The 24121-nt window shown below is 43.7% G+C and carries 26 protein-coding genes; 11 read left to right on the forward strand and 15 right to left on the reverse strand.

What is annotated here, in order from left to right; translation table 11 throughout:
• Positions 1-50: 50 nt before the first annotated feature.
• From ybeY to ABWP14_RS07640, 3 genes are read right to left on the reverse strand one after another with little or no spacing between them, the layout of a single operon-like run.
• The gene (gene ybeY, locus ABWP14_RS07630) at positions 51-521 is read right to left on the reverse strand and encodes an rRNA maturation RNase YbeY (protein WP_353202380.1); all 471 of its coding nucleotides are present in this window, start codon (positions 519-521) and stop codon (positions 51-53) included.
• Positions 505-1857 (reverse strand): tRNA (N6-isopentenyl adenosine(37)-C2)-methylthiotransferase MiaB, encoded by a 1353-nt coding sequence (gene miaB / locus ABWP14_RS07635; protein WP_353202381.1) that lies wholly within the window; start codon positions 1855-1857, stop codon positions 505-507. The genes ybeY and miaB overlap by 17 nt, the downstream gene beginning before the upstream one ends.
• A 56-nt stretch (positions 1858-1913) precedes the next feature.
• Positions 1914-3176: a putative Na+/H+ antiporter gene (locus ABWP14_RS07640; protein WP_353202382.1), complete on the reverse strand. Its 1263-nt coding sequence runs from the start codon at positions 3174-3176 to the stop codon at positions 1914-1916.
• A 58-nt stretch (positions 3177-3234) separates the two neighbouring features.
• On the opposite strand from ABWP14_RS07640, the gene ABWP14_RS07645 reads away from it, so the two are divergent.
• Both ABWP14_RS07645 and ABWP14_RS07650 read left to right on the forward strand, forming a co-directional pair.
• Positions 3235-3642, forward strand: coding sequence for a rhodanese-like domain-containing protein (locus ABWP14_RS07645; RefSeq protein ID WP_353202383.1), 408 nt, complete (start codon positions 3235-3237; stop codon positions 3640-3642).
• A 60-nt stretch (positions 3643-3702) separates the two neighbouring features.
• Entirely contained in the window at positions 3703-4092 is a 390-nt protein-coding gene (locus ABWP14_RS07650; RefSeq protein ID WP_353202384.1) for an OsmC family protein, read from the forward strand.
• Positions 4093-4154: 62 nt separating this feature from the next.
• Here ABWP14_RS07650 and ABWP14_RS07655 read toward each other — a convergent pair whose 3' ends face one another.
• Both ABWP14_RS07655 and ABWP14_RS07660 read right to left on the reverse strand, forming a co-directional pair.
• Entirely contained in the window at positions 4155-4442 is a 288-nt protein-coding gene (locus ABWP14_RS07655; protein ID WP_353202385.1) for a YMGG-like glycine zipper-containing protein, read from the reverse strand.
• A 47-nt stretch (positions 4443-4489) separates the two neighbouring features.
• Positions 4490-4852 carry a Rap1a/Tai family immunity protein gene (locus tag ABWP14_RS07660; RefSeq protein WP_353202386.1) on the reverse strand — a complete coding sequence of 121 codons (363 nt, stop codon included), beginning with the start codon at positions 4850-4852 and terminating at the stop codon, positions 4490-4492.
• A 135-nt stretch (positions 4853-4987) separates the two neighbouring features.
• On the opposite strand from ABWP14_RS07660, the gene ABWP14_RS07665 reads away from it, so the two are divergent.
• From ABWP14_RS07665 to ABWP14_RS07675, 3 genes are read left to right on the forward strand one after another with little or no spacing between them, the layout of a single operon-like run.
• The gene (locus tag ABWP14_RS07665) at positions 4988-6190 is read left to right on the forward strand and encodes an ammonium transporter (RefSeq protein ID WP_353202387.1); all 1203 of its coding nucleotides are present in this window, start codon (positions 4988-4990) and stop codon (positions 6188-6190) included.
• A 43-nt stretch (positions 6191-6233) separates the two neighbouring features.
• On the forward strand, positions 6234-6767 hold the full coding sequence (locus ABWP14_RS07670) for a gamma carbonic anhydrase family protein (RefSeq protein ID WP_353202388.1): 534 nt from the start codon (positions 6234-6236) through the stop codon (positions 6765-6767).
• Positions 6767-8107, forward strand: a complete 1341-nt coding sequence (locus ABWP14_RS07675; protein WP_353202389.1) for an NAD(P)H-dependent oxidoreductase — start codon at positions 6767-6769, stop codon at positions 8105-8107. The genes ABWP14_RS07670 and ABWP14_RS07675 overlap by 1 nt, the downstream gene beginning before the upstream one ends.
• On the opposite strand, the gene ABWP14_RS07680 is transcribed toward ABWP14_RS07675, so the two are convergent.
• Both ABWP14_RS07680 and ABWP14_RS07685 read right to left on the reverse strand, forming a co-directional pair.
• The gene (locus tag ABWP14_RS07680; RefSeq protein WP_353202390.1) at positions 8093-8962 is read right to left on the reverse strand and encodes a DMT family transporter; all 870 of its coding nucleotides are present in this window, start codon (positions 8960-8962) and stop codon (positions 8093-8095) included. The two genes, ABWP14_RS07675 and ABWP14_RS07680, sit on opposite strands and share 15 nt — an antisense overlap.
• A complete protein-coding gene (locus tag ABWP14_RS07685) occupies positions 8962-9855 on the reverse strand; it encodes a LysR substrate-binding domain-containing protein (protein ID WP_353202391.1) in 894 nt (297 codons plus the stop codon). Before ABWP14_RS07685 ends, ABWP14_RS07680 begins: the two co-directional genes overlap by 1 nt.
• Before the next feature lie 113 nt (positions 9856-9968).
• Between ABWP14_RS07685 and ABWP14_RS07690 the strand changes: the two genes are divergently transcribed.
• On the forward strand, positions 9969-10808 hold the full coding sequence (locus ABWP14_RS07690) for a class II aldolase/adducin family protein (protein ID WP_353202392.1): 840 nt from the start codon (positions 9969-9971) through the stop codon (positions 10806-10808).
• 62 nt (positions 10809-10870) lie between these two features.
• On the opposite strand, the gene ABWP14_RS07695 is transcribed toward ABWP14_RS07690, so the two are convergent.
• Entirely contained in the window at positions 10871-11536 is a 666-nt protein-coding gene (locus ABWP14_RS07695; RefSeq protein WP_353202393.1) for a GntR family transcriptional regulator, read from the reverse strand.
• A gap of 126 nt (positions 11537-11662) precedes the next feature.
• On the opposite strand from ABWP14_RS07695, the gene ABWP14_RS07700 reads away from it, so the two are divergent.
• The 3 genes from ABWP14_RS07700 to ABWP14_RS07710 all read left to right on the forward strand — a co-directional run bounded on the left by ABWP14_RS07700 (position 11663) and on the right by ABWP14_RS07710 (position 14536).
• Positions 11663-13222 (forward strand): Rieske 2Fe-2S domain-containing protein, encoded by a 1560-nt coding sequence (locus ABWP14_RS07700; RefSeq protein ID WP_353202394.1) that lies wholly within the window; start codon positions 11663-11665, stop codon positions 13220-13222.
• Between the two features lie 64 nt (positions 13223-13286).
• The gene (locus ABWP14_RS07705) at positions 13287-13574 is read left to right on the forward strand and encodes a 2Fe-2S iron-sulfur cluster-binding protein (RefSeq protein WP_353202395.1); all 288 of its coding nucleotides are present in this window, start codon (positions 13287-13289) and stop codon (positions 13572-13574) included.
• A gap of 29 nt (positions 13575-13603) precedes the next feature.
• Entirely contained in the window at positions 13604-14536 is a 933-nt protein-coding gene (locus tag ABWP14_RS07710; protein WP_353202396.1) for a ketopantoate reductase family protein, read from the forward strand.
• On the opposite strand, the gene maiA is transcribed toward ABWP14_RS07710, so the two are convergent.
• Positions 14529-15197, reverse strand: a complete 669-nt coding sequence (gene maiA / locus ABWP14_RS07715) for a maleylacetoacetate isomerase (protein WP_353202397.1) — start codon at positions 15195-15197, stop codon at positions 14529-14531. The genes ABWP14_RS07710 and maiA overlap by 8 nt on opposite strands.
• 68 nt (positions 15198-15265) lie before the next feature.
• On the opposite strand from maiA, the gene ABWP14_RS07720 reads away from it, so the two are divergent.
• On the forward strand, positions 15266-15895 hold the full coding sequence (locus ABWP14_RS07720; protein ID WP_353202398.1) for a trimeric intracellular cation channel family protein: 630 nt from the start codon (positions 15266-15268) through the stop codon (positions 15893-15895).
• Here the strand turns inward: ABWP14_RS07720 and ggt are convergent.
• The 4 genes from ggt to ABWP14_RS07740 are packed head-to-tail and all read right to left on the reverse strand — an operon-like array spanning position 15882 to position 20607.
• Positions 15882-17480 carry a gamma-glutamyltransferase gene (gene ggt, locus ABWP14_RS07725; RefSeq protein WP_353202399.1) on the reverse strand — a complete coding sequence of 533 codons (1599 nt, stop codon included), beginning with the start codon at positions 17478-17480 and terminating at the stop codon, positions 15882-15884. The genes ABWP14_RS07720 and ggt overlap by 14 nt on opposite strands.
• 38 nt (positions 17481-17518) lie before the next feature.
• Positions 17519-18964, reverse strand: coding sequence for a TRAP transporter large permease (locus tag ABWP14_RS07730; protein WP_353202400.1), 1446 nt, complete (start codon positions 18962-18964; stop codon positions 17519-17521).
• Positions 18961-19503 (reverse strand): TRAP transporter small permease subunit, encoded by a 543-nt coding sequence (locus tag ABWP14_RS07735; protein ID WP_353202401.1) that lies wholly within the window; start codon positions 19501-19503, stop codon positions 18961-18963. Before ABWP14_RS07735 ends, ABWP14_RS07730 begins: the two co-directional genes overlap by 4 nt.
• A gap of 18 nt (positions 19504-19521) precedes the next feature.
• On the reverse strand, positions 19522-20607 hold the full coding sequence (locus ABWP14_RS07740; protein WP_353202402.1) for a TRAP transporter substrate-binding protein: 1086 nt from the start codon (positions 20605-20607) through the stop codon (positions 19522-19524).
• A 285-nt stretch (positions 20608-20892) separates the two neighbouring features.
• Between ABWP14_RS07740 and ABWP14_RS07745 the strand changes: the two genes are divergently transcribed.
• On the forward strand, positions 20893-22569 hold the full coding sequence (locus tag ABWP14_RS07745) for an MFS transporter (RefSeq protein WP_353202403.1): 1677 nt from the start codon (positions 20893-20895) through the stop codon (positions 22567-22569).
• 53 nt (positions 22570-22622) lie between these two features.
• On the opposite strand, the gene ABWP14_RS07750 is transcribed toward ABWP14_RS07745, so the two are convergent.
• The gene (locus tag ABWP14_RS07750; RefSeq protein WP_353202404.1) at positions 22623-23234 is read right to left on the reverse strand and encodes an MOSC domain-containing protein; all 612 of its coding nucleotides are present in this window, start codon (positions 23232-23234) and stop codon (positions 22623-22625) included.
• A 25-nt stretch (positions 23235-23259) separates the two neighbouring features.
• On the reverse strand, positions 23260-24039 hold the full coding sequence (locus ABWP14_RS07755) for a transporter substrate-binding domain-containing protein (protein WP_353202405.1): 780 nt from the start codon (positions 24037-24039) through the stop codon (positions 23260-23262).
• Positions 24040-24121 lie beyond the last annotated feature (82 nt).

A 24121-nucleotide genomic window follows, 5' to 3' on the forward strand; every position in this document is an offset into this window, starting at 1 on the left:
AGAATAGCGTAGAAAGATGTCAATTTTTCAATTGCGCACATAAATGAGGTCTAGGTATCTAAATAGGGATTAGAAAAGCCCAGTTTTTTGAGAATTTGCACTTCAGATGACTCCATCTTTTCTGCATCTTTTTTTGTTTCGTGATCATGCGCTTGAGCATGAAGGCAGCCATGTACAACTAAATGGGCTAGATGGGCTTTCAGTGTTTTACCTTGTACTTTTGCCTCTTTTTGTAGCACTGGCAGACAAAAAATAATATCGGCATGCACATTTGATTTTGTGAACTCGTAAGGAAAAGTTAATACATTCGTAGCCGCATCTTTTTTCCGAAAAGCACAGTTTAATTTTTTACCCTCAACCAGATTCACAAATCGTAATGTCAGTTGTCCGCTAGGAGGGCTTGCTGCTTTGACCCATTTCTTGATTAAACTGGTAGAGGCTTGCGTAGCCACCAACACTTCAATCGCTGGACTTGCAAACTGAAGCTCAATCATGAGTTTAGATTTAGATAGAGATGGCATGGGCTTTTAGAAGTGCGCCTCTTAAAGTGTAGTTGAGGACTTCGGTTACTTCAATGTCTACCATGCTACCAATGAGTGCATCTTGATCTTGATTTTCTGCCATAAAATGAATCACCCGATTATTCGCGCAGCGACCCTGGAGATTAACGCCATCTTTCGCCAGACCTTCCACTAAAACTTTCTCGGGACTACCCAGCATTTTTTGGCTAATTTGGCTGGCTTGACCTTCAAGTAGGGCCAATAAAGTTTGTAAGCGCTTCAGCTTCACTTCATATGGGGTGTCGTCGCTAAGATTAGCGGCAGGGGTACCAGGGCGTGGGCTGAAAATAAAGCAAAAGCTATTATCAAATTGCAGATCCTGAACCATCTTCAGTAACTTTTCAAAGTCAGCTTCGGTTTCACCAGGAAAACCAACAATAAAGTCACTCGATAATGTGAGATCGGGGCGTACTGCGCGCATTTTACGAATGATGCTCTTGTACTCAAGGGCAGTGTAGCCTCGCTTCATCGCAGATAGCATGGAGTCAGAGCCGTGTTGCACAGGTAAGTGTAAATGACTAACGAGCTTGGGAACTTTTGCATAGACGTCGACTAAACGCTGCGTAAATTCTTTAGGGTGACTGGTCGTAAAACGAATCCGCTCTACTCCCGGAATTTCCGCGATATATTCAATCAGCAAGGCAAAGTCTGCGATTTCATCAGTACTGCCCATCTTTCCTAAATACGCATTGACGTTCTGACCTAGCAGAACAATTTCCTTAACGCCTTGACTAGCTAGGCTAGCAACTTCAGTTAAGACGTCATCAAATGGACGCGACACTTCTTCGCCACGCGTGTAAGGAACCACGCAATAGCTGCAGTATTTCGAGCAGCCTTCCATGATGGAAACATAAGCAGATCCCCGAGTTTGGCGTGATGCAGGAAGATGATCAAACTTTTCTATCTCCGGAAAAGAAATATCTACCTGTGGGATACCAGTTTTACGACGTTGTGCAATTAAGTCGGAGAGGCGATGAAGCGTTTGTGGACCAAACACGACATCGACATAAGGAGCGCGACTGACAATTTGCTGACCTTCTTGACTGGCTACGCAGCCACCAACACCAATCAATAAATCAGGCTTTGTTTTTTTGAGTTCACGTAAGCGCCCAAGATCAGAAAAGACTTTATCTTCTGCTTTTTCCCGAATCGAGCAGGTATTAAGTAGAACGACATCCGCATCTTCTGGGGTATCCGTCATGACCATGCCCTCATTGGCATGTAAAAGATCGGCCATCTTGCCCGAGTCGTACTCGTTCATCTGACAACCAAAGGTCTTGATATATAGCTTTTTCATATGCCGTTCTCAGGTTTGTAGCTGGGGGCGAAGCACCGATTTTACGGGATATGGTTTTAACTCAGGCGGAAAGCCAAAATAGCAACCAAAGTAGGCGGTATAGCCGCTATTAAAAGGTACAGGGCTGAGACTTTGGCGTTAGGGAAGTAGTCCCGCAAAATGGCCATACCCGCTGGATTGGGGGCGTTAGCAATCACGGTTAATCCTCCACCAGCAACCGCACCGCCTACTAAAGCCAACTTAAATTCGGGAGAAGTGCCTGTCACTAAAGAGCCGAGATAAGTAAGGGCAGCATTATCAGTAATGGCAGTCAGTGCAAGGCTACCGTAAAAGACTGCAGTTGGACTCATGCTTTGTAAAGTTGGTTGTAACCACCACCCTTGCAGTGATCCTAAGACGACTAAGCCGCCCAAGAAAAATCCAACTAAGAGTGCTTCTTTCAGAATTAATGGGCTTTGATGTTTTGGATAGGCGGTAGTGTAGCCAATAAAAAAAAGCAGTAACCACAGAAAGATGATCATGTCATGAGCAAAGACCACGATACCAAGCAAAAAGAGTAGGTGTACAAAGACCACAGTAAAGGGAATATTTTCGGGCTTGCTGCTATCTTGAGGATCAAGGAGTTGACGATGAAATAAGAGCGTAGCACCAAGCGAGTTAATAAAAATTGCAATACTAGATTCAATGCCGAAGTTGGCAAACATAAAAGCAGAGCTCCAGTCCCAGGTTTTGGCAACCATGAGTACAGGAGGCGCAGCAAAATTAGTCAGTGTTCCACCAATGGAGATATTGACGAAGAGAACGCCAATCGTTCCAAACATTAAAGTGGCTGACGGTTTGTTTTTATAGACCAGATCTCGCAATAAAAATGCGGCAAGCGTCATCGCTGCTGGTTCAGTGATGACAGATCCTAATAATGGCGTGACTGCTAAAGTCAAGAAATAAAGAGCGGGTGCACTTCGAATTCGCAATAGTGTCTGTAAACCCTTGCCTAAGTGATGAAGAATTTGCGTAGCAAAATAGAGAACCGGTTTGCTCGCTGCCACAATCATGATGGCGAAAACAAACAGGGGTTCTGTGAAATTGCGACGATCTAAAAATGATTTAGCAGCACCTAAGCTTTCATTAAAGCTCATATAGATAACAAGAATGGCCGCCCAAAAACCAAAGACAACTTCAACTTCACCTAGTAAATGCCATAAACCAGCATGTTTTGGCGATTTACTGGCAAGCATTTCAAAATAGCCAGTACAAAAGGTATGCAAGACGGCAATAGCAAAAATAATGCTTGCGACTAGTTCGGTCGGGGTAAAGTTCATAGCAGAATATTAGCAGTTGCTTCAATACATAAAGAGGTTGTTACTTAAGGAGATTATGGTGAAATTAAAGATTGGATATCAAGAGCTGATTGCTCGGGCAATGGGGGAAATTGAAACATTAACGCTTGAGCAAGCGGAGCAACTATTAGGCAATTCCAATACGGTTTTTGTGGATATTCGTGATGTTCGCGAATTAGAGCGAGAGGGGATGATTCCGAACGCATTTCACGCCCCGAGAGGAATGTTGGAGTTTTGGGTTGACCCTGATAGCCCCTATTTCAAGCCCATTTTTGGGGAAGGTAAGAGTATCGTTTTATATTGCGCCTCTGCATGGCGCTCTTCCCTATCCACTCAGACCTTACAAAACATGGGTTTGTCAGATGTTTGTCATTTAGAGGGTGGATTTAGCGCTTGGAAAAAAGCAGGCTTACCAGTTCAAGAAAAAAGTGCCAAGCCACAGTCGTAAAGCAAACCTAGAATAGATTGTTTTAATACATATATTACTTAAAAATATTGAAAGGTCCTTATGAGAAAAGTAGTGTCACAGTTTGGTGAGGGTCCACTCCAGCAAAAACTGAGTACAGGTGATTTACATTATTTATCTGATGCTGAGATTTCAAAAGGTGGAAGTGGGACAGGACCATCACCCCATGAATATTTAGGCGCAGCATTAGCAGCTTGCACTAGCATGACCTTAAAGATGTATGCAGAGCGAAAAGCAATGAACTTAAAAAATGCAATAGTGACTGTAGATATCGAACGTCATAATGATGTTGAAATATTGACACGACATATTGAGCTGGTGGGTGACCTAGATGATCAACAAAGAGAGCGTCTTTTAGAGATTGCTCAGAAATGCCCTATTCATAGGGCGCTGGCTGGTGAAATTCAAATAAAAACCCAGCTAGTCAATTAATACGAGCTGGGTTTTTTAAAACAATCAATCAACAGAATTGGTTGAGTCTGTCATCAGAAAACTTAGTTAGGTGCGTTAGCAGGCTTTTTGTTTTTACCAGCGTCATAGCCAGCGTTGTATTCAGAAGCCTGTTCCTTTTTGTATGCATCATAGATATAGCCAGATGCTGCACCCACTGCTGCACCACCCACTGCACCCCAGATTGGGTTACCGTGGAAAATGGCTGTGCCGATAGCACCAGCAGTAGCACCAATAGCGCTGCCGGAGACAGTGCGTTGTTCTGTATTGCTCATGTTAGAGCAACCTGTAATCGCTAATATTGCTGCGGTAATTGCAATAATTTTTTTCATATCAACTAATCCTCTGAATGTAATTTGTATAGGCTCGTGCGCTTAGATTATTTTTTTCCACAAGGAAAGCGCATTGCTAGGTAACCAAGTGCAGTTCCTGAAGCAGGCTTATCAGCAGTCTGTGGATTTTCCCCAACCCACTTCACAAAATCAGCAATCACATCGTCACGCTTTGGTGCGGGTTGATTGACGCAAATAAAAGGTCTAGCGCGCTGGGGGTGACGTGTTGCGAGATAGGTGTCATAAATTGCGCTGGTGTAGCCAATGCAAAAACTACGAGATTCTGGGCTTGCAGGAAGTTTGCAAGTGTTCACTAATTCCTGGGTGCTCAAAACTTTGATTTGTTCCTGGGCCTGGACAGCACCAGAAATTGCGCCAAGAGCGGCTAAAAGAACGAGGATTTTTTTCATTAGTTTTCCTTGGAGTGTATTTAAATCAATCATAAACCATCTTAAATATTGAAATATGCACTATCTTAGTGCGTATTCTACCTAAACAGTTTTTTGTATTCCCCATAATGATGCATAAAAAAGAGGGGAAATTTCATGGAAGTCTTGAAATCAGGGAGTGATGCTTTATTCATTTTGCTAGGTGCCGTCATGGTCTTAGCGATGCATGCGGGTTTTGCTTTCTTAGAATTGGGCACTGTTCGTAAGAAAAATCAAGTCAATGCCCTAGTTAAAATTTTGGTGGACTTTGCAGTCTCGACCATTGCTTATTTTTTTATTGGTTACAGCATCGCTTACGGTGTGAACTTTTTTTCGGGCGCAGAATTATTAGCCCAAAAGAATGGTTATGAGTTAGTCAAGTTTTTCTTCTTACTCACATTTGCTGCTGCGATTCCAGCCATTATTTCTGGGGGCATTGCTGAGCGAGCCAAATTTAATCCGCAACTGATCGCTACTTTCATATTAGTTGGCTTTATATATCCCTTCTTTGAAGGGATTGCTTGGAATCAGCACTATGGAATTCAGGCTTGGATCAAGGAGCTCACTGGCGAGGAGTTTCATGACTTTGCGGGCTCGATCGTAGTGCATGCAGTCGGCGGTTGGATTGCCTTACCCGCAATCATTCTTTTGGGTGCTCGCCGCGGTCGCTATACCAAAGAAGGTCAAGTCTCAGCGCATCCGCCATCTAGCATCCCATTTCTAGCATTGGGCGCATGGATATTGGCGGTAGGTTGGTTTGGTTTTAATGTGATGAGCGCGCAGACGATCGACAAAATTAGTGGCTTAGTTGCAATGAATTCTTTAATGGCGATGGTTGGCGGAACCTTAGCGGCATGTGTGGTGGGTCGCAATGACCCTGGATTCACCTACAATGGCCCACTTGCTGGATTGGTGGCAGTATGTGCGGGCTCTGATTTAATGCATCCCATCGGAGCATTGTTTGTCGGTTTAGTTGCTGGTGCTTTATTTGTTTATATGTTCACCTTGGTACAAAACCGTTGGAAGCTCGATGATGTATTAGGTGTCTGGCCGCTACATGGTTTATGTGGTCTTTGGGGTGGCTTGGCGGCAGGTATTTTTGGCACTAAAGCACTGGGTGGTCTTGGCGGTATCACCTTTGCCGGCCAATTAATTGGTAGTGCGATAGGTGTTGGCATTGCTGTAGTTGGTGGTTTTGTAGTCTATGGTGGGTTAAAAGTCATCATGGGCATTCGGATGTCGCAAGAGGAAGAATATGAAGGTGCTGATTTAAGTGTGCATCGCATTTCTTCAACACCAGATCGTGAGCCAAGCTGGTAGTACTTGCTTGCATATATAGCCTGATTCATCCCTATAATGAGTCATGGCCATATATGAACTAGACGGAATATCTCCCCAGTTATCTGAGGGTGCATGGGTTGCTGAAAGTGCCGAAGTCATCGGCAAAGTAGAGCTTCATCACAATGCCAATATTTGGCCAAAAGTGGTGGTTCGAGGCGATAACGATCTCATTCAAATCGGGGAAGGTAGCAATGTTCAGGACGCCTCAGTTCTGCATACTGACCCTGGCTACCCTCTCATCATTGGTAAGAATGTTACGGTTGGTCATCATGTCATGCTTCATGGATGCCAAGTTGATGATGGCAGTTTGATTGGTATCGGTGCAGTGATTTTGAATGGTGCCAAGATTGGAAAGCATTGCTTGGTGGGAGCAGGGGCACTGGTTACTGAAGGTAAAGAGTTTCCGGACGGCTCAATGATTTTGGGTTCTCCAGCCAAAGCAGTCAAAACTCTAAGCCCAGAGCAAATATCAGATATCGAAGCGATTGCAAGACGCTATGTTCAAAATGCACAGCGCTATCTCAAAACGCTGAAAAAGATTTCTGGAGATTTTTGATGTCCCTGATTCAAAAGCTTAAAGCACGGGCTGCTAATAATAATCCTGTGCGTGTAGGCATTATTGGTGCAGGTAAATTTGGTTCTATGTATCTTTCACAGGCGCCAAGGACTCCAGGCATTCATTTAGTTGCAGTAGTTGATTTATCTCCGACGCGCGCGAAAGAATCTCTTGCTCGTGTGGGCTGGGATGCATCGCGATATAGCGCTACGTCACTTCAAGATGCTGCTAAGTCAGGAGCCACCTTTGTGACTGACGATGCAGAAAAAATGATTGCCAGTGAGCATATTGATATCGTAATCGATTCCACCGGTAGCCCGGCGGCTGGTATTCGTCATGCTTTACTGTGTTTTGATCATCGTAAGCACATCATCATGGTCAATGTGGAGGCAGATGTTTTAGCAGGACCTTTGCTTGCACGTAAAGCTGCAGAGGCTGGCGTCATTTACTCGATGGCTTCGGGTGATCAGCCTGCTCTGATTGCAGAATTAGTAGACTGGGCTAGAACGATTGGCCTAGATGTGGTGTGTGCAGGTAAGGGTACTAAATACTTGCCAATCTATCATCAGTCTACACCCGAGACAGTTTGGGGACATTATGGTTTTTCCAAAGAGCAGGTAGCGGGGGGTGATTTCAATCCACAAATGTTTAATTCATTTTTGGATGGAACAAAGTCAGCACTTGAAATGGCTGCGGTATCAAATGCTTGTGATTTAAATCCCCCTAGTAATGGTTTGGAGTTCCCACCTTGTGGAGTAGATGATTTGCCACATATTTTTCGGCCAGTATCTGAAGGTGGCATCCTGACTCAAAAAGGTACTGTTGAAGTGGTGTCTTCGGTTGAGAGAGATGGTCGTCCGGTATTTAGAGATCTGCGTTGGGGAGTGTATGTAGTTTTTGAAGCACCGAGTCAATATGTAGTCGATTGTTTTTCTCAATATGGTTTAAAAACAGATAGCACGGGTAAATATGCCGCAATGTATAAACCGTATCACTTGATCGGTTTGGAGTTAGGTATTTCCGTTGCGAGTATTGCAGTTCGCGGGGAGGCAACTGGAGCTACTGGTGAGTGGAAGGGTGATGTTGTGGCCACTGCTAAGCGCACCCTCAAAGCTGGAGAGAAGTTAGATGGAGAGGGCGGCTTCACGGTTTATGGAAAGATCATGACTGCTGCTGATTCACTCAAGCTGGGAGCGCTGCCTATTGGCTTAGCTCACAATATGATTCTCAATAAAGATATCTCCGTTGGTAAGCCAGTATGTTGGGTTGATGTTGATTACGATGCCAGCTTGCAGGCGATTCAATTTCGACGGGAAATGGAAAAACTATTTCTTATCTAAATTATAAGTAGATGGAGTGCGATGGTTCCAGATGAGCCATATTCCAGATGAGGCGATGAGGACCATACCGACGATGCTTAAGCTGTCAGGAAGCTCTCCAAAGATAAGGTAGCCATATCCAACGGCCCAAAGTAATTGCAAATAAACCAGTGGGGTTAATTTGTAAGGGCGTGTTGTATAGAATGCCAACACAATCAGAAGATGTGCAATGCCACCTAAAATCCCAATCATTCCCAATATGACATATTGAAATGTGGGTAGCGAAGGCAATGGTTCTGCATAAGGGAGCAAAATGCTAGAGATCGCAAGACCTACTAATCCGCTGTAAAAGAAAGTGGTGTAAGCTGAATCCTGTACTAGCTTTCTGGTGGATAGCTGAAAAATGGCATTGAGAAACGCCATGAGTACTAGTAGCGTTGCAGCGATATGAAAAATAGCTGAGCCCGGTCTAGCGATAAAAAGTATTCCTAAAAACCCCACACCTGCAACTAGCCAGTCTTTGAGTTCGACTCGCTCGCCTAATATAGGCCCTGATAAGATGGCCACCCAAATGGGTGCTGTAAAGGTGATGGCTGATGCTTCGGCTAGTGGAAGCCAATGTAATCCAGTGAAAAATAAAGCAGAGGTTGCAACTAGTAAACATGATCTAAATAGTTGTAGTTTCAAGTTTTCGGTCTTCCAAAACCTCCTACCTAAAAAATACCAAGCGATTGGAATTGCAATCAGTGTCTGGCCTAAAAATCGAGACCAAATGATCGTAATTAAGCTGATATCTTGAATCAGAATTTTGGCGATGGCATCCACCGTTGAAAAGCAGATACCACTCAGAATAAAAAGAAAGATAGGAGATTTCATTATGGAGTCACGCCTGCTTTAGAAAAAATCCACTCATTAAAGAGTTTAATTTTTTGACTATTTTTAGTATTAGATCGATAGGATAGAAAATGGGTTCTATCAGTAGTGGGTAAAAAGATTTGCTGTCCTATCTCAACCAACTCTCCTCGTGAGAGCTCTCGTTCGGCAAATCGCACGCTCTCAAGAACGGCGCCAATACCATCTACTGCAGCTGATATTGAGAGCGCCGCACGATCAAATGACATCTTTCTAGAAGAGGGGTTGTGGAGATGGTTGATTTCAAACCAACGTTCCCAGGTGTGATGATTGAGAGAGGACTCTATGAGCGTTAATTTACTCATTAATTCTTCTGCGGAAACTGTGGGGTCGATTAACTCCGGAGAACACATTGGAATAATTTTTTCTTCACCTAAAGATACAGAAGTGATTCCTGGACCTGTATGGGTAAATTGATAGGAGATGGCAACATCAATTTCTTGGTTACGCAATAAATCAATTGGTTCCGCACCTGATGTCATGCGAATCGTAATGTCGGGATTGGCTTTAATGAATTCTGGCAACCTTGGGCTCAGCCACTTTGCAGCAAAGCTGGGAGAACAGTGTAAGGCAAGTACTTGTGAGTTTGGAGCAAGCGTTACTTCAGTACAGGCTGCTTCAATCACATCAAATATTCTTGAAAGTGAGTCTAGTAGCCGACGTCCTTCCAAGGTGGGTTCAACCTTGCGATTCTTACGAAAAAATAGGGGCTTGCCAAAATAATCTTCAAGTTCTTTAATTTGATGGCTTATTGCTGATTGAGTGAGATGGAGTTCTTTAGCAGCCAAAGTGAAGCTTTCAAGCCGCGCTGCTGCTTCAAAAGCCCGCAAAAGGACATAATTTGGCATCTTTCTCATGTAAATAGAATATACATGATTTATATTCATCTATAGATGAATGTTTATCGTTTGTCAAAACCACATAGAAAGACCATGATGGTGACTCAAGGCTGATACGAAAAGGAATTCACATGGCTCAAGTAATGGAGAAAGAAAGTAAATTGGACTTGGGTGGAAGAGAGTCCATTTATCAACCTGAAGATCAATCGCAAATATTTCCTTATCAGCCTAAATTCGATAATTTTGCGCAAGAGCGCCAGTATCTAAAAGAGCGTTTGGTTGCTGCTTGCCGTGCCTTTGCTTTAGAGAAGTTTGATTATGGTTTTGCAGGGCATTTGACGATTCGTGATCCAGAGCATCCAAATCTATATTGGACAAATCCAATGGCAGTACATTTTGATCAGGTCAAAGTTTCTAACTTAATTTTGGTAGACCATGAAGGTAATCTAGTAGAAGGTAAGCATGCATTAAATCGCGCCGGTTTTGTATTGCATGCTGCAGTACATGAAATGCATCCAGATATTCTTGCTATGTGTCATGCGCATACCGTTTATGGAACGGCATTTGCTGCGCTTGGTAAACCATTGGATCCCATTTCACAAGATGCGGCTGCATTCTTTGAAGATCATATGGTGATGGCAGAGCAGGCCGGTCAAGTGGCTGTTGAAGATAATGCTGGCTATCACTTTGCTGGTTCTTTGAAGAAGGTAAAAGCGGTTATTCACCGTAATCATGGTTTGATAACGATGAGTCGTCATAGTATTGAAGCTGCAGCATTTTGGTTTATTGCATTAGAGCGCTGTTGTAAGCAGCAGATGTTAGTTGAGGCAACTGGTATCAAGCCTAATCTTTTGCCACCTGAAGTTGCACGCTATAGCCGCGAACACGTGGGTAGCGAGTATATTGGGTGGCTGCATTTTCAGCCAATCTGGGGCTATTTAAAAGATAAACAGCCGGATATGTTTACTTAATTAGAAATAACTAAGGAGAAATAACTAAGTAGAAATAAAAATCCCAGCATGACTGGGATTTTTTAATTGCTTGACATCGATTGTTCAAGCTGGCGGATCAAATTTTTTCTTGCGTGCACAGTATGTAATTCAGAAAGCTCCGCAGCTTTTTGCTCATCGCCATTTTTAATGGCATCGGCAATGGCTTGATGTTCATCCCAGATAGTTGAGCCTCGTGAGGATTGCAACACTGCACCCATCACCCGACGCAGGTGCGCCCAGTGTAAATGCGCGCTCTTGGCGATCAGTGGGTTTTCAGAGGCTTCATAGATCGCACTATGAAAAGCGATATCTGCATCAATCAATGCTCTGACATCTCCTTTTTCAGAAATAGAGCGGCCATATTTTATTAATGCCGGATCAATCACACATTTCTTTTGGGCTGCAAGTTTTGCAGCCAAAGAATCCAGTGCACCACGTACTTCATAGAGTTTGTCGATCCATTCAATATTTAAGGCAGTAACCTGTAATCCTCTACCAGGCGCATCTTCAACAAAGCCATCATTTTTCAACATGCGCAGAGCTTGCAGGACAGGTAAGCGAGAAATATTCATTTGCTCAGCAATTTCTTCCTGGGTAATGCGGGTTTTGGGCGGTAGAGATCCATCGCTAATAGCATCAAGTAAAGCCTTATAGACCGCTTCAACGTAATCGGTTCGAGCTGGAAGTTTGTTGAGTTGAGACAGCATCTTTTTGGGGATTTAATTACCTGAAATGGTGGGTTTTTGAGACTGCGCCTACTTTAAAAATATTATATACTCTGTATACAGTATACAAAGTATATAAAACCAGTCAAAAAACAGGAGAAGCACGCAATGTCAGGTAAACAGGAACAAGCAGAGAAAAAAGTCGGAGCCTCTGCAGGAACTTCTGAAAAACCAAAGAAATTAGTTCCCTATGGTGGTTACTACACTAATAAAGTCTCTGGTCACGATCCGGAACTCACAGAAGTAGGTCCAGGCACGCCAATGGGCGAATACATGCGTAGCTTTTGGCATCCCGTCTGTATGTCTATTGAATTAACCGACACACCAAAATTCTTAACCATCTTAGGTGAAGAGTTAGTGGCGTTTCGTGATGGTAGTGGAAGCGTTGGTGTCTTACATGCGCACTGTGTTCATCGTGGCGCTTCGCTTGAGTATGGCCAAATTCAAGAGCATGGCATTAAGTGTTGTTACCACGGCATGGTATTTGATGTAGATGGCACTTGCTTGAATGCACCTTTTCCTAAAGGTGAAGAAGCTGAAGCTGAAAAATATGCTTGTTCCATTCAACAGGGCGCCTACAAAGCATTTGAAAGAAATGGCTTGGTATTTGCCTATATGGGCGCTCCAGATAAAGAACCTCCGTTCCCAGAGTGGGAGTCTGATTTCACAGTAGCTCCCGGTGATGAACTCGTTCCTTATAGCAATTTCCAGCACTGTAATTGGTTACAAGTTCAAGACAATGCTGCAGATAACTTTCATACCGCTGAATTACATTCCGCTAAAAACGTAGTAGGAGGCCACTTTCAGGGCACAACGTTTGATGAGGTCGGCTCTCCGACGATGGAAGTTCACCCAGATATGCAGTTTGTACCAATTCATGGTGGGCGGGGCTTAGCCTGCTCTGGTGCGCGTCGTGTGAATAATGACAGATTGTTTATCCGTGTTCAGCATCAGGTCTTACCCAATTTGAGTTTGCATGCCTACACATCTGAAGATGGATCGCGTAAAAAATTATTTAGCCGCTTTCATATCATTCGCTGGACGGTTCCTGTCGATGACTTTAATAGCAAGATGATTGGTTGGCGTGTTATGGGTCCTGGCATCGATACACGTGGTATTGGAAAGAAAGAGTTAGTCGGATATGAATCGATTGATTTCTTAGATGGCCAGGTTGCATTAAGAAGGCCTGAGCGTTTTGGAAATCACACCATAAACGATATTGTCGATATTCCTTCAGACCACAGAGCCCGTCCAAATTACAAGATGGCACAATATGCGCCTGGTGACTATGAAGCCATCATTAGCCAAAGACCCATTGCGATTCATGCTCTAGAGAACCCTACGAAGTTTGATGCGGGTCCTTATTTGTTTAGAAAGATATTGCGTGATGCCGTTCGTGGTTCTAATGCAGCGGCCAGTGCAGAAGCTTTTGCTGAGTGGTTAAAAGACTTTAATGGCGCACCGAATAGTTATTGCTCTGGGAATGTTTTTGAGTTGCCCATTGGAGCCACTACTGAAGAAGAGGTGGCACAAAGACGTTTTGTAGCCAAAGGCGTCATTACCATTCTCACTGAAAGTGAACAGTACAAAGGTGAAGAGCGCATCAACTTTGTGAAGCAAAAAATGGAAGAGCTTGAGCAAACTGCGAAAGCACAATTTAAGCATTAATCTATCAATCAGAAGAGATGGGCTGCGATTGCAGCCCATTCTTTTTATGGAACGAGACTAAAAAGTGAATCAAATTTCCAGTGCGGGCTCTGAAGACTTAGTGATTGAGGTTCAGAGTACTGGCCAGAAAATCACGCTGACACGTTCTGAGTCAATCATTGACGCTTTGGCAAGATCCGGTATTGAGATACCCACTTCATGCCAATCGGGTTTATGCGGCACCTGTAAGACAAGATATATTAGTGGTGAGGTAGAGCATGGGGATTGTATATTGAGTGATACCGAGCATCAAGAATACCTAACGCCTTGTATCTCACATATCAAAAGTGGAACATTGCTACTTGATTTATAAATTAGTAATCCAACAGTATTAAATCTCCATTGCCAAGCGATCAAAAAATATACGTATTAGGCGCAGGTGCGGTTGGCTGCTATTTCGGCGGCATGTTGGCTCGCGCACATCACGATGTCACTTTCATTGCCAGACCAAAGCGTGCTGCAGCCTTAAATGATTTTGGCTTAGAAATGGATTGCAAGGCATTTCATGAGACCGTCAGGGTCAAAGCGAGCCCAGAAATTTCTTTGCTTAGGGATGCAGATTTAGTTCTTCTGAGTGTCAAGTCGCTCGATACTGAGAAAACGCTTTCAGAGGTGAAGTCGATTTTGCCAAGTAAGGCAGTGATCCTAAGCTTGCAAAATGGAGTGGCCAATATTGAGATTGCCTCCAAAATACTGAGCAATCCTATCTATGCAGCAGTAGTCTATGTTGCCGCAGGAATGATTGGTCAAAGAACGATGAAGCATCACGGTAGGGGCGAGCTTCTAGTTGGTAGCATTGGCAATACATCACCGAATGATCATGAAAATCTCCAAGAGATTTGCCAACTTTTTGAAGGGGCAGCAGTCCCGTGCTCTATTGCTCCTGAGATTAAAAGAGATATGTGGCTCAAGTTTTTGGTGAATTGTTCTTTGAATGCGATTTCAGGAATTGGTCAGATTTCTTATGGGGAGATGTTCAAATCCCCTGAGATTGTTAAGCTCATTGAAGACATTACAAAAGAGTTTCTGACGGTCGCTACATTTGAAGGTGTCAATATTAGTATGTCAGAGGCGCTTGCTGCAAACGACTCGATTGCGACTACGATGGTGACGCAGGTTTCCTCAACTGCTCAGGATTTAGCGAGAGGAAAAAAGACAGAGATTGATTTTTTAAATGGCTATATTGTGGAATTGGGTAGGCGCCATGGAATTGCGACGCCGTATAACGAGTCTGTCCATGCTTTGGTCAAGATGATGGAATCCAAAATCACTTAGAGGGGTTTGGCCCTTCTGCATCAACCTGCTTCTCCCAAGAGGCGTCTATAAAAGCTGGTAGTTTCATACACTCATCGAAGATGCTCATGAGCCTTGGATAGGGGCTCATATCCATCTTGCTACTTAAAGCATTAAAGAGTTGTGGCACTAAACAAATATCAATCAGGCCAGGCTGATCGCCAAAGGCAAAGCGACCGACTCGTGGATCTGTGCTGAGTTGTTTTTCAAGACTCGTAAGGCCTAGCTTGATCCAATGTTGATACCAAATCTCTTTTGTTTCATTATTGGCGCCCACCGTTTTAATTAAATAACGCAGCACTCGCAAATTACTAATCGGGTGAATATCAACGGCGATATCCATAGCAATTGAGCGCACCCACGCGCGATCAATAGGAGTCTTTGGTAAGAGCGGGGGCTCTGCTTGGATTTCTTCTAGATATTCAATAATGGCTAGGGACTGATGAATACTGTTTTGACCATCCTCCCAAAGGGGTACCAAGTGATTTGGATTCTTTTTTGAATATCCTTCAGTCAGTTGCTCTCCCCCATTATTAACAAGGTGAATGGGAATGATTTCATGACCTATGCCTTTTAGATTTAGGGCAATACGAACTCGAAAAGCGGCTGAACTCCGCCAATAACTATAGATCTTTGGTTTCATATAAAGTCTTTCAAGGAATGGCATTAAATTTAGGATAAAACAAAATAAAGTGCTTTAGACTGATCATTATGGAAGAGATTAATTTTTGGATCAGCATTATTGCAACAATGGCATTTGCGGTCACGGGAGTATTGGCCATCTCAGACCGTGGGGTAGATCTATTTGGAGTATTGGTTCTTGGCCTGATTGCGGCGATCGGTGGCGGAACGATTCGCGACATTATTTTGGAAACCCCAATCTTTTGGTCTCAGAGTCAAATCTATGTATGGCTTGCCTTGGGCGCAAGTATCTTAGCCTTTTTTGCTGAATCACTTTTTACTCAGCCGCAAATTTATCGCTCAATGCTCTACATGGATGGATTTGGAGCTGCATTATTTGCCATTCAAGGAACGGATAAAGCTTGGAATATGGACTTTGGCTTGCCAGTGGCTCCAGTGATTATGGGAGTCGTTACTGCAATTGGTGGTGGTTTATTACGCGATATATTGGCTGGACGTAAAACGCTATTAATGTCTGATGAGCTATATGCAATTCCAGTGAGCTTTGGATGTATTGCTTATGTGCTAATACTCAATTTTTTGCCGCAATATACCCTTGAGGGTTCTGTCATCTGCATGTTAGGTATTTTTGGCTTACGCGCAGCCGCCATTCATTGGGATCTGCGCGTGCCAAAAGCATTCATTACTAAAACGCGCTGACTGCACCATCACTTCGGGGATCCCAGCCGCCACGTAAGGTGCCCGATGGATCACGAATGATGCAGCCTGCATGACCTACAGTTTCATCAAAAGCATCTAGCATTTCTACCTCGTGACCTAAGGCATGGAGTTCTTTTGCAACCCATGGGCTAAAGCGAGATTCGAGCTTTAAGCTGTCGCTGGTTTGGCCCCATGTACGTCCGAGTAACCAACGTGGGCGACTAATGGCATCTTGTGGATCAAGTCCGTAGGTAGCAGTGCGAGTAAAGATCGCGCATTGTGTTTGAGGCTGACCATCTCCACCCATCGTGCCGTATACCATCGAGCGTCCATCTTTAAATAATGCCAGCGCTGGATTGAGCGTATGGAAGGGTTTTCGATAAGGCTCAAGGTGGTTCAGTGTTTTTGGATCAAGAGAAAAACTGCAGCCACGGTTTTGCCAATTCACGCCAGACTTAGGTAGCACAATACCAGCCCCAAACTCGTGATAAATGCTTTGAATAAAGGAGACGCAGTTGCCAGCGCCATCAATCACACCCATCCAGATTGTGTCAGCCGGTCCTTTACCTTGACCCCAAGGCAGCGCTTTATTTGGATCAATGTTCTTGGCCAGTTTTTTCAGAAATGTAGGCGATAAAAATGATTGTGCATTTTTTGTCATATAAGCAGGATCAGTGACAAACTGATCCCGAATCTTAAATGCTTGTTTGGTTGCCTCAACGCAATGATGAACATACTCAGTACTATCCACCTTAAACCGTTTTAAGTTCAATTGATCCAAAATACCAATGATCATTAATGACACTACGCCTTGAGTAGGTGGCACCATGTTGTAAACCTTACCCAAGCTATGTTTTAGCTCGAGCGGATCAATCAACTTAGCATGATGACGCTGTAGGTCAGCCAGCCGAAGTGGCGCACCAATATCAGTTAATTCTTTGGCAAGTAATTCTGCTAAATCGCCACGGTAATAATCATCCGTTCCTTTTGTGGCAATTTGACGCAAGGTCTTTGCTAGACGATCCTGTTTAAAGATGCTGCCTACCGCTGGCGCTTTACCATTGATTAAAAAGGTTTTTGCAAATCCAGGAATGGCCAAGAGTTCTTCACGCTTTTTTGCAGTCAGACTTGATTGGCTATAAGTGACTGGAACGCCAGATTCTGCATAATGTATGGCGTCTGCTAATAAACGAGATAAAGGTATCTTGCCACCTAGACCTTGTTTAGATAGTTTATGTGCAGCGCCCCATCCAGAGATTGTGCCGGCAACGGTATTGGCAGCTACGGGTCCACGAAAAGGGATTGCTTTAGTAATACCTCGATCTGCATACCATTGTTTAGTAGCTAAACCTGCAGCTGCTCCACAGGCATCAATACCACCCATCGCTTTGCCAGGTGAATGGATGACCCAAAAAGAGTCGCCACCAATTGAATTCATATGGGGGTAAACGACAGCAATGGTTGCTGCTGCAGCCACCATTGCCTCTAGAGCATTGCCACCTTCTCTGAGAACTGCTAGTGCCGATTCAGATGCAAGGGAATGCGGCGCAACCGCCATCCCTTGAATACCCCACTTTGCCTGCATTAAAAACCCCTCTATTTTTTTCTACTACTATTTTTATATTATTTATTTTCGCGTAATTGCCGTTCGATCTCTGCACTAGAGTCTACCTTGATCTCATTTTGCTCGACGCCAGCTAATGGATCAACGGATGGACCACTAGCATCAAAGACAGCTGTCGGCTTATCAACAAAGTAGGTCACTGTCTCTGGAACGAAGATGATGATCGCTACTAAAATCAGTTGTAAACCTACCCATGGCAGGGCGCCATAGTAAATATCAGAGCTCTTCACTGATGGCGGTGCGACCCCTCGCAGATAAAACAATGCAAATCCAAAGGGTGGATGCATGAAGGAGGTTTGCATATTGGCACCGAGCAGTACACCAAACCAAATAAGGTCAATTCCTAATTTTTGCGCTACTGGAGCAAGCAGTGGAATGATGATAAAGGCGATCTCAAAGTAATCTAAGAAGAAAGCTAAGAAGAAGATAAACAAGTTCACCGCAATCAAGAAGCCGAGTTGGCCACCTGGCAAGCCTGAAAGTAATTCTTCAATCCACAGATCACCATCCACACCACGGAACGCTAAGCCAAAAACAGTAGAGCCAATCAGAATAAAGATCACCATGGCGTTGATGCGCATCGTGGAAGTCATTGCATCCCAAACCAAAGTCTTTTGTAAGCGCCCATTCATAGCGGCGAGAACCAAGGCTCCCACTGAGCCCATCGCACCACCTTCAGTTGGCGTTGCTAGACCCATCAAAATCGTACCAAGCACTAAGAAGATGAGGGCAACGGAAGGAACAATACCCCACAGAATTTTCTTTAATAACTTCCAATCAATTTTTGGACGCGCTTCTGGTGGAAGTGCTGGTACATCTTGTGGTCTAAAAATCGATAAGAAGAAAATAAACAAACAGAACAGTGCTATTTGAATGATGGAAGGTCCAATAGCACCGGCATACATATCACCAACTGACTTGCCTAACTGGTCAGCCAACACAATCAATACCAGTGATGGTGGAATCAATTGGGTAATCGTTCCTGATGCTGCGATCACACCGGTCGCTACACGCGGGTTATAACCATAACGTAGCATGATCGGCAGGGAGATTAGACCCATTGCAATCACGGATGCAGCAACGGTTCCAGTGATTGCACCCAGAATTGCACCAACAATAATGACGGCATATGCTAAGCCACCCCGGACTGGGCCAAATAACTGACCCAAACCTTCGAGCATGTCTTCTGCTAATCCACACTTCTCGAGAATCGCACCCATAAAGGTGAAGAAGGGGATCGAGAGCAATAAGTCATTCGAAAGAATGCCAAAGACTCGGTCTGGTAGTGCTTGCAAGAAAGTGGGCTGGAACATGCCCATTTCGATGCCAATAAAAGAAAAGAATAAGCCAACAGCACCGAGCGAAAACGCGGCTGGGTACCCAATTAATAAAAATACAATCAGCCCGCCAAACATGATGGGGGCCATCAAATCATGGTTAATCATTGGAGCGGTCTTTCGTACTTAGGATCGATTTGAATCATGCCAATAATGGCTGCATAGCGTTTGATGATTTCAGAGAGGCCCTGAAGGGTTAATAAAAAGAAACCTAGGGTGATTGCACCTCGAACTGGCCAGCGAATAAGACCTCCTGGATTACTCGAAGTTTCATTTTGAATCACCGAAGTAATAAAAAATTCCCAGGAGTAATAGCCAATGATAGTGGTCATGGGTAGAAAGAAAACAATGCCACCCAAAAAGTCTAACCAGAGGCGAACTTTATTGGGGTACATCGCATAGAGCACATCTACTCGCACATGTTCATTGAGGCGGAAGGTCGTTGCAGCACCAAACATCACCATGCCGGCAAATAAATACCATTGGGCTTCAAGCCAGCCATTAGAGCTCAAATTGAAGCCATACCGAATCAGCGCATTTGCTGTGCTGACCAGTACGGCAATCAAAACCATCCAACTTGCTAATACACCAAAACGGTCGTTTAAGCGATCAACGAAACTTGCAAAAACTAATAATTGTTTTGGCATATCAGCCTCTCACTCCATTTATTTGACTGGATTAGTCAACATGAAACTCATGAGAGTTTGCTCAGCAACTTTGTTCCACAGCATCTGATCATTGCGGAACTTTTTCCAAGGCTCGTAAATCTTCTTAAACGATGGATTTTTTGCCGCCTCTTCTTCATACATTTCAAAAGCGGCATTAGAGGCTGCCTTCATAATATCTGTGGAATAAGACTGCAATTTGACGCCATTCTTAATTAAGCTTTGCAAGGCAATTGGGTTTTTGTAGTCGTACTCGGCCATCATGTCGATGTTGCATTCTGCGCATGCTGAGATCAAAGCTTCTTGATATTGCTTAGGCAACTTTTCCCATTCCTTAATGTTCACGTACATCGAGTACATCGAACAGGCTTCCCACCATCCTGGGTAGTAATAGAAAGGGGCAATTTTGTAAAAGCCCAATTTTTCATCGTCATAAGGACCCACCCACTCAGCTGCATCAATCACGCCTTTTTCAAGGGCTGGGTAGATATCACCACCAGCAATTTGCTGCGGAATTGCGCCAAGGCGAGACATCACTTCACCACCAAGTCCAGCAATACGCATTTTCAGACCCTTAAGGTCAGCAACTGTTTTTACTGGCTTTTTAAACCAACCACCCATCTGGGTTCCAGTGTTGCCAGCTGGGAAAGAAATAATGTTGTAGTCACGTAAAAACTCGCGTTGCAGTTTTAGGCCGCCACCCCAATACATCCAGGCATTTTGTTGGCGCTGATTCATACCAAACGGAACGGTAGTATCAAAGGCAAAAGTTTTGTTCTTGCCAACAAAGTAGTAACCAGCAGTATGAGTACATTCCACAGTACCCTGTTGAACTGCATCAACAGTACCAAAGGCTGGAACAATCTCACCGGCTCCAAAAATACGGATCTGAAATTTACCATCAGTTAGTGCAGCAATTCGTTTAGAGATATATTCACCACCACCATAAATAGTGTCTAAGCTTTTAGGAAAGCTAGAGGCACAGCGCCATTTCACTTCAGGCATTGATTGGGCAATAGCAGGGGCTGCCAATACGCCAGCAGCAGCTCCGAGCGCGGTCTTACCTAAAAAGTCACGTCTTTTCATGGTCTTACTCCTTAATAAATTATTTTTTTGGGCTTTAGATGTTGATGCTTTAAATGTTATTAAATCATTCAAATATTCTTGAGTAAATAAGCTTGCACCTTAATTGGGCTACATGCAATGCTTTGGTGCAGAAAGCCAAAATAGGAATGCACCAAATGCACGCAGAAAATCCACTTTGCTCGGGAAAACCCGAAGTTAATTTAATGGGCATATACCCTTACTAATAGTATGGTAAAGCATACTCCACCTTGCTTTTCACTTTATAAAAATAGTTAGGAGTTTCTGATGTCGGCATCTACTAAAACTAAAGCAGCCCCAATGACCGCTGAAGAACGCAAAGTTATCTTTGCTTCTTCCTTAGGTACGGTTTTTGAGTGGTATGACTTTTATCTTTACGGTTCATTGGCTGCCGTAATCGCCAAGCAGTTTTTCTCAGGACTAGATGCAGGTTCTGCCTTCATTTTTGCTTTACTAGCTTTTGCTGCCGGCTTTATCGTGCGTCCATTTGGCGCTTTAGTGTTTGGCCGCCTAGGTGATTTAATTGGTCGCAAGTACACCTTCTTGGTAACCATCCTGTTAATGGGTGGTGCAACCTTCATCGTGGGTATTTTGCCGAACTATGCAACCATCGGCGTTGCTGCTCCTGTCATCTTGATCGCCTTACGGATGCTTCAAGGTTTGGCATTGGGTGGTGAGTATGGTGGTGCAGCAACTTACGTTGCTGAGCATGCTCCTCATGGTAAGCGTGGAGCCTACACGTCTTGGATTCAGACAACTGCTACTCTCGGTTTGTTCCTGTCCTTACTCGTGATTTTGTTCACACGTGAATTCACCGGTCCAGACTTTGATGTTTGGGGTTGGCGTATTCCTTTCATCGCTTCTATCGCATTGTTGGCTATTTCTGTATGGATTCGTTTGTCCATGAATGAATCCCCAGCTTTCAAGAAGATGAAAGATGAAGGTAAATTGTCTAAAGCACCTTTGACAGAATCATTTGGTGAGTGGAAAAACTTGAAGATTGTGATCTTGGCATTGTTTGGCCTGGTCGCAGGTCAGGCAGTAGTTTGGTACACGGGCCAGTTCTATGCTTTGTTCTACCTCACCCAAGTATTGAAGGTCGATCCAAAAGCGGCAAACTTATTGATTGCAGCTTCATTGGTCATTGGCACACCATTCTTTGTGGTATTCGGTAGCTTGTCAGACAGAATTGGTCGTAAGATCATCATCATGGGCGGTTTGTTATTCGCCATCATTCTGTATATCCCGAATACACCAGTGTCCTTATTTAATGGCTTAACCCACTTTGCTAATCCAGCATTAGAAAAAGCAATGGCAACTGCACCAGCAAGTATTACTGCTGATTTGAACGAATGTACTTTCCAGTTCAACCCAACTGGTACTGCAAAGTTCACTAGCTCTTGCGATATTGCAAAGCAGGTGATGGCTTCTAATTCTGCAAGCTACACAACAATTGCTGGCCCGGTTGGTGGAACTGCTGTTGTGAAAATTGGTGATACTGAGATTCAGGGTTACTCTGCTAAAGGTCTAGCTCCAGCGGATGCGAAAGCAAAAGACGCAGAGTTCAAGAAAGCCATTCGTGAGTCATTGAATGCTGCTGGTTATCCTGCAAAGGCTGATCCTGCTGCCATTAACTATCCTGCAGTTCTTGGTATCTTGGTAATTTTGGTGATCTTGGTAACCATGGTTTATGGCCCAATTGCTGCGATGTTAGTTGAGATGTTCCCAACCCGCATTCGTTACACCTCTATGTCCTTGCCGTATCACATTGGTAACGGTTGGTTCGGTGGTTTGTTGCCAACGATCTCCTTTGCCTTGGTGGCACAAAACGGTAATATTTACTACGGTCTCTGGTACCCAATCATCATTGCTGCAATTACATTGGTCATCGGTACCTTGTTTGTTAAAGAAACTAAAGATGTAAATATTTACGCTAAGGACTAAGTTGCTTTAGTCTGTATGCAATAAGAAACCCGATCAGAAATGGTCGGGTTTTTTTATTCCCATAAATCGCGTTGATTGTGTTGCGTAAATAGGTTTTGGTTTTGCTGAGCAATAGAAGTTTGTCTTGTACCCGGAATGACTGTAATCTTCGAGCCTGGTACTAGAAACCCAGCTTTGTTCACTCTCATATACCAGCCGGAGAATCCTGATTGCAACATCGCTTTGACGGCACCTTTGTAACCCATCGCAGCATTGAACTTAAAGCAGGGCTCGCGTAATTTGACTACGGAAAACTCGAGCTTGCCTATTAGTAGTTTGTCACCAACAAATATTTCTGTTTCTAGCAGACCTTCAATGGTGAAGTTTTCACCAATGGCCCCAGCTTGAAGATTGACTGATTTTTTTGTTTCGCGGGTGAGTAAGTTATTCCAAAAAGAGTAATGCTCAAAGGGGTATACATAGATCGCTTTTTCAAGACCTCCGTGGGCGCTCAGATCAGCCTGCTCATCGCCTTGAACACCAAGCTGGGTAATTTCAATTAAGGTCGGATTACTAAGATCGCTGACCGTCTTTTTACGAATTGCTGAAGGAACGGATTTGTAATCAGGATGGTGATTGCCAAATAATGGAGCTACCTTGCCACTGGAGATAGAGAGAAGACGCATTAGATCGCACCCAAGTGACTGAGCATTACTTACTCCATTTTTCTTCCATCGCTTTGATTTTGTCTTGACCTAATTCAGCGAGGTATTTATTAAAGTCTTCTCTAATAGGAGAGCCCTTTACAAAAGCAAAGCCTAACTTATCGGCATAAGGAATCTCATAGCTACTGGTCAAAGGCATCTTCATCTTGTTGACATAGGTTAGTAGCATAGAGTGATCGACAAAAGCTAAATCCAAGTTACCGTTATTCAGGTCGGTGAGCACCTCGCTCATTGATGGGTAGAGCTTGACTTTATTAACAGGGTAAATTCCTTTGGGCGCCCATTCACTTTCAATGTAGCCCATAAAGACTGCGCCACTTGGAAAGCCAATAGAGTAATTTTTAATTTGTGATAGTTCGGTGATACGAATATTACGTTTGGTGAGGCTGATTAAGTCCCAAGCATTTTGTACATATGGATTAGAAAAGTCCATCACTTCCATGCGTTTTGGTGTGATCGAAATTCCAGAGAAGGCAACATCTGCTTGTCCACTAGCAACAGCGCCAAGCATCCCTTGGAAGTCATATGCTTTTAATTGGTAGGTATAGCCACGCGATTCACAAAAGCCTTTGAAGATATCCAGATCAACCCCAACTGTCTTGCCATTTTCTTCATAGGTAAATGGCGGAATAGAGGGTGAGATCGCAACTTGCAAAACTTTGGAGGATTTGTTGTCTGATTTAGAGCAACCCATCGTCAATAGGGTGACTAAAACGCAGGCACTCAGCAAAAGAGTTTTTGTAAATAGATTAGATATCTTGATCATGTCGTTTTTCGTGAAAGTAAGAATAGATGCAAGAAGAAACTTCCTAAATACTTTAGTACCTGTATCTCAAATGAGTCTAGAT

Source organism: Polynucleobacter sp. (assembly GCF_040400325.1).
Taxonomy (GTDB): Bacteria; Pseudomonadota; Gammaproteobacteria; order Burkholderiales; family Burkholderiaceae; genus Polynucleobacter.

Coding starts and splice junctions, on each gene's coding strand:
- ybeY (WP_353202380.1), bottom strand. CDS start 521: ATGCCATCTCTATCTAAATCTAAACTCATGATTGAGCTTCAGTTTGCA.
- miaB (WP_353202381.1), bottom strand. CDS start 1,857: ATGAAAAAGCTATATATCAAGACCTTTGGTTGTCAGATGAACGAGTAC.
- ABWP14_RS07640 (WP_353202382.1), bottom strand. CDS start 3,176: ATGAACTTTACCCCGACCGAACTAGTCGCAAGCATTATTTTTGCTATT.
- ABWP14_RS07650 (WP_353202384.1), top strand. CDS start 3,703: ATGAGAAAAGTAGTGTCACAGTTTGGTGAGGGTCCACTCCAGCAAAAA.
- ABWP14_RS07655 (WP_353202385.1), bottom strand. CDS start 4,442: ATGAAAAAAATTATTGCAATTACCGCAGCAATATTAGCGATTACAGGT.
- ABWP14_RS07660 (WP_353202386.1), bottom strand. CDS start 4,852: ATGAAAAAAATCCTCGTTCTTTTAGCCGCTCTTGGCGCAATTTCTGGT.
- ABWP14_RS07665 (WP_353202387.1), top strand. CDS start 4,988: ATGGAAGTCTTGAAATCAGGGAGTGATGCTTTATTCATTTTGCTAGGT.
- ABWP14_RS07670 (WP_353202388.1), top strand. CDS start 6,234: ATGGCCATATATGAACTAGACGGAATATCTCCCCAGTTATCTGAGGGT.
- ABWP14_RS07675 (WP_353202389.1), top strand. CDS start 6,767: ATGTCCCTGATTCAAAAGCTTAAAGCACGGGCTGCTAATAATAATCCT.
- ABWP14_RS07680 (WP_353202390.1), bottom strand. CDS start 8,962: ATGAAATCTCCTATCTTTCTTTTTATTCTGAGTGGTATCTGCTTTTCA.
- ABWP14_RS07685 (WP_353202391.1), bottom strand. CDS start 9,855: ATGAGAAAGATGCCAAATTATGTCCTTTTGCGGGCTTTTGAAGCAGCA.
- ABWP14_RS07690 (WP_353202392.1), top strand. CDS start 9,969: ATGGCTCAAGTAATGGAGAAAGAAAGTAAATTGGACTTGGGTGGAAGA.
- ABWP14_RS07695 (WP_353202393.1), bottom strand. CDS start 11,536: ATGCTGTCTCAACTCAACAAACTTCCAGCTCGAACCGATTACGTTGAA.
- ABWP14_RS07700 (WP_353202394.1), top strand. CDS start 11,663: ATGTCAGGTAAACAGGAACAAGCAGAGAAAAAAGTCGGAGCCTCTGCA.
- maiA (WP_353202397.1), bottom strand. CDS start 15,197: ATGAAACCAAAGATCTATAGTTATTGGCGGAGTTCAGCCGCTTTTCGA.
- ABWP14_RS07720 (WP_353202398.1), top strand. CDS start 15,266: ATGGAAGAGATTAATTTTTGGATCAGCATTATTGCAACAATGGCATTT.
- ggt (WP_353202399.1), bottom strand. CDS start 17,480: ATGCAGGCAAAGTGGGGTATTCAAGGGATGGCGGTTGCGCCGCATTCC.
- ABWP14_RS07730 (WP_353202400.1), bottom strand. CDS start 18,964: ATGATTAACCATGATTTGATGGCCCCCATCATGTTTGGCGGGCTGATT.
- ABWP14_RS07735 (WP_353202401.1), bottom strand. CDS start 19,503: ATGCCAAAACAATTATTAGTTTTTGCAAGTTTCGTTGATCGCTTAAAC.
- ABWP14_RS07740 (WP_353202402.1), bottom strand. CDS start 20,607: ATGAAAAGACGTGACTTTTTAGGTAAGACCGCGCTCGGAGCTGCTGCT.
- ABWP14_RS07745 (WP_353202403.1), top strand. CDS start 20,893: ATGTCGGCATCTACTAAAACTAAAGCAGCCCCAATGACCGCTGAAGAA.
- ABWP14_RS07750 (WP_353202404.1), bottom strand. CDS start 23,234: ATGCGTCTTCTCTCTATCTCCAGTGGCAAGGTAGCTCCATTATTTGGC.
- ABWP14_RS07755 (WP_353202405.1), bottom strand. CDS start 24,039: ATGATCAAGATATCTAATCTATTTACAAAAACTCTTTTGCTGAGTGCC.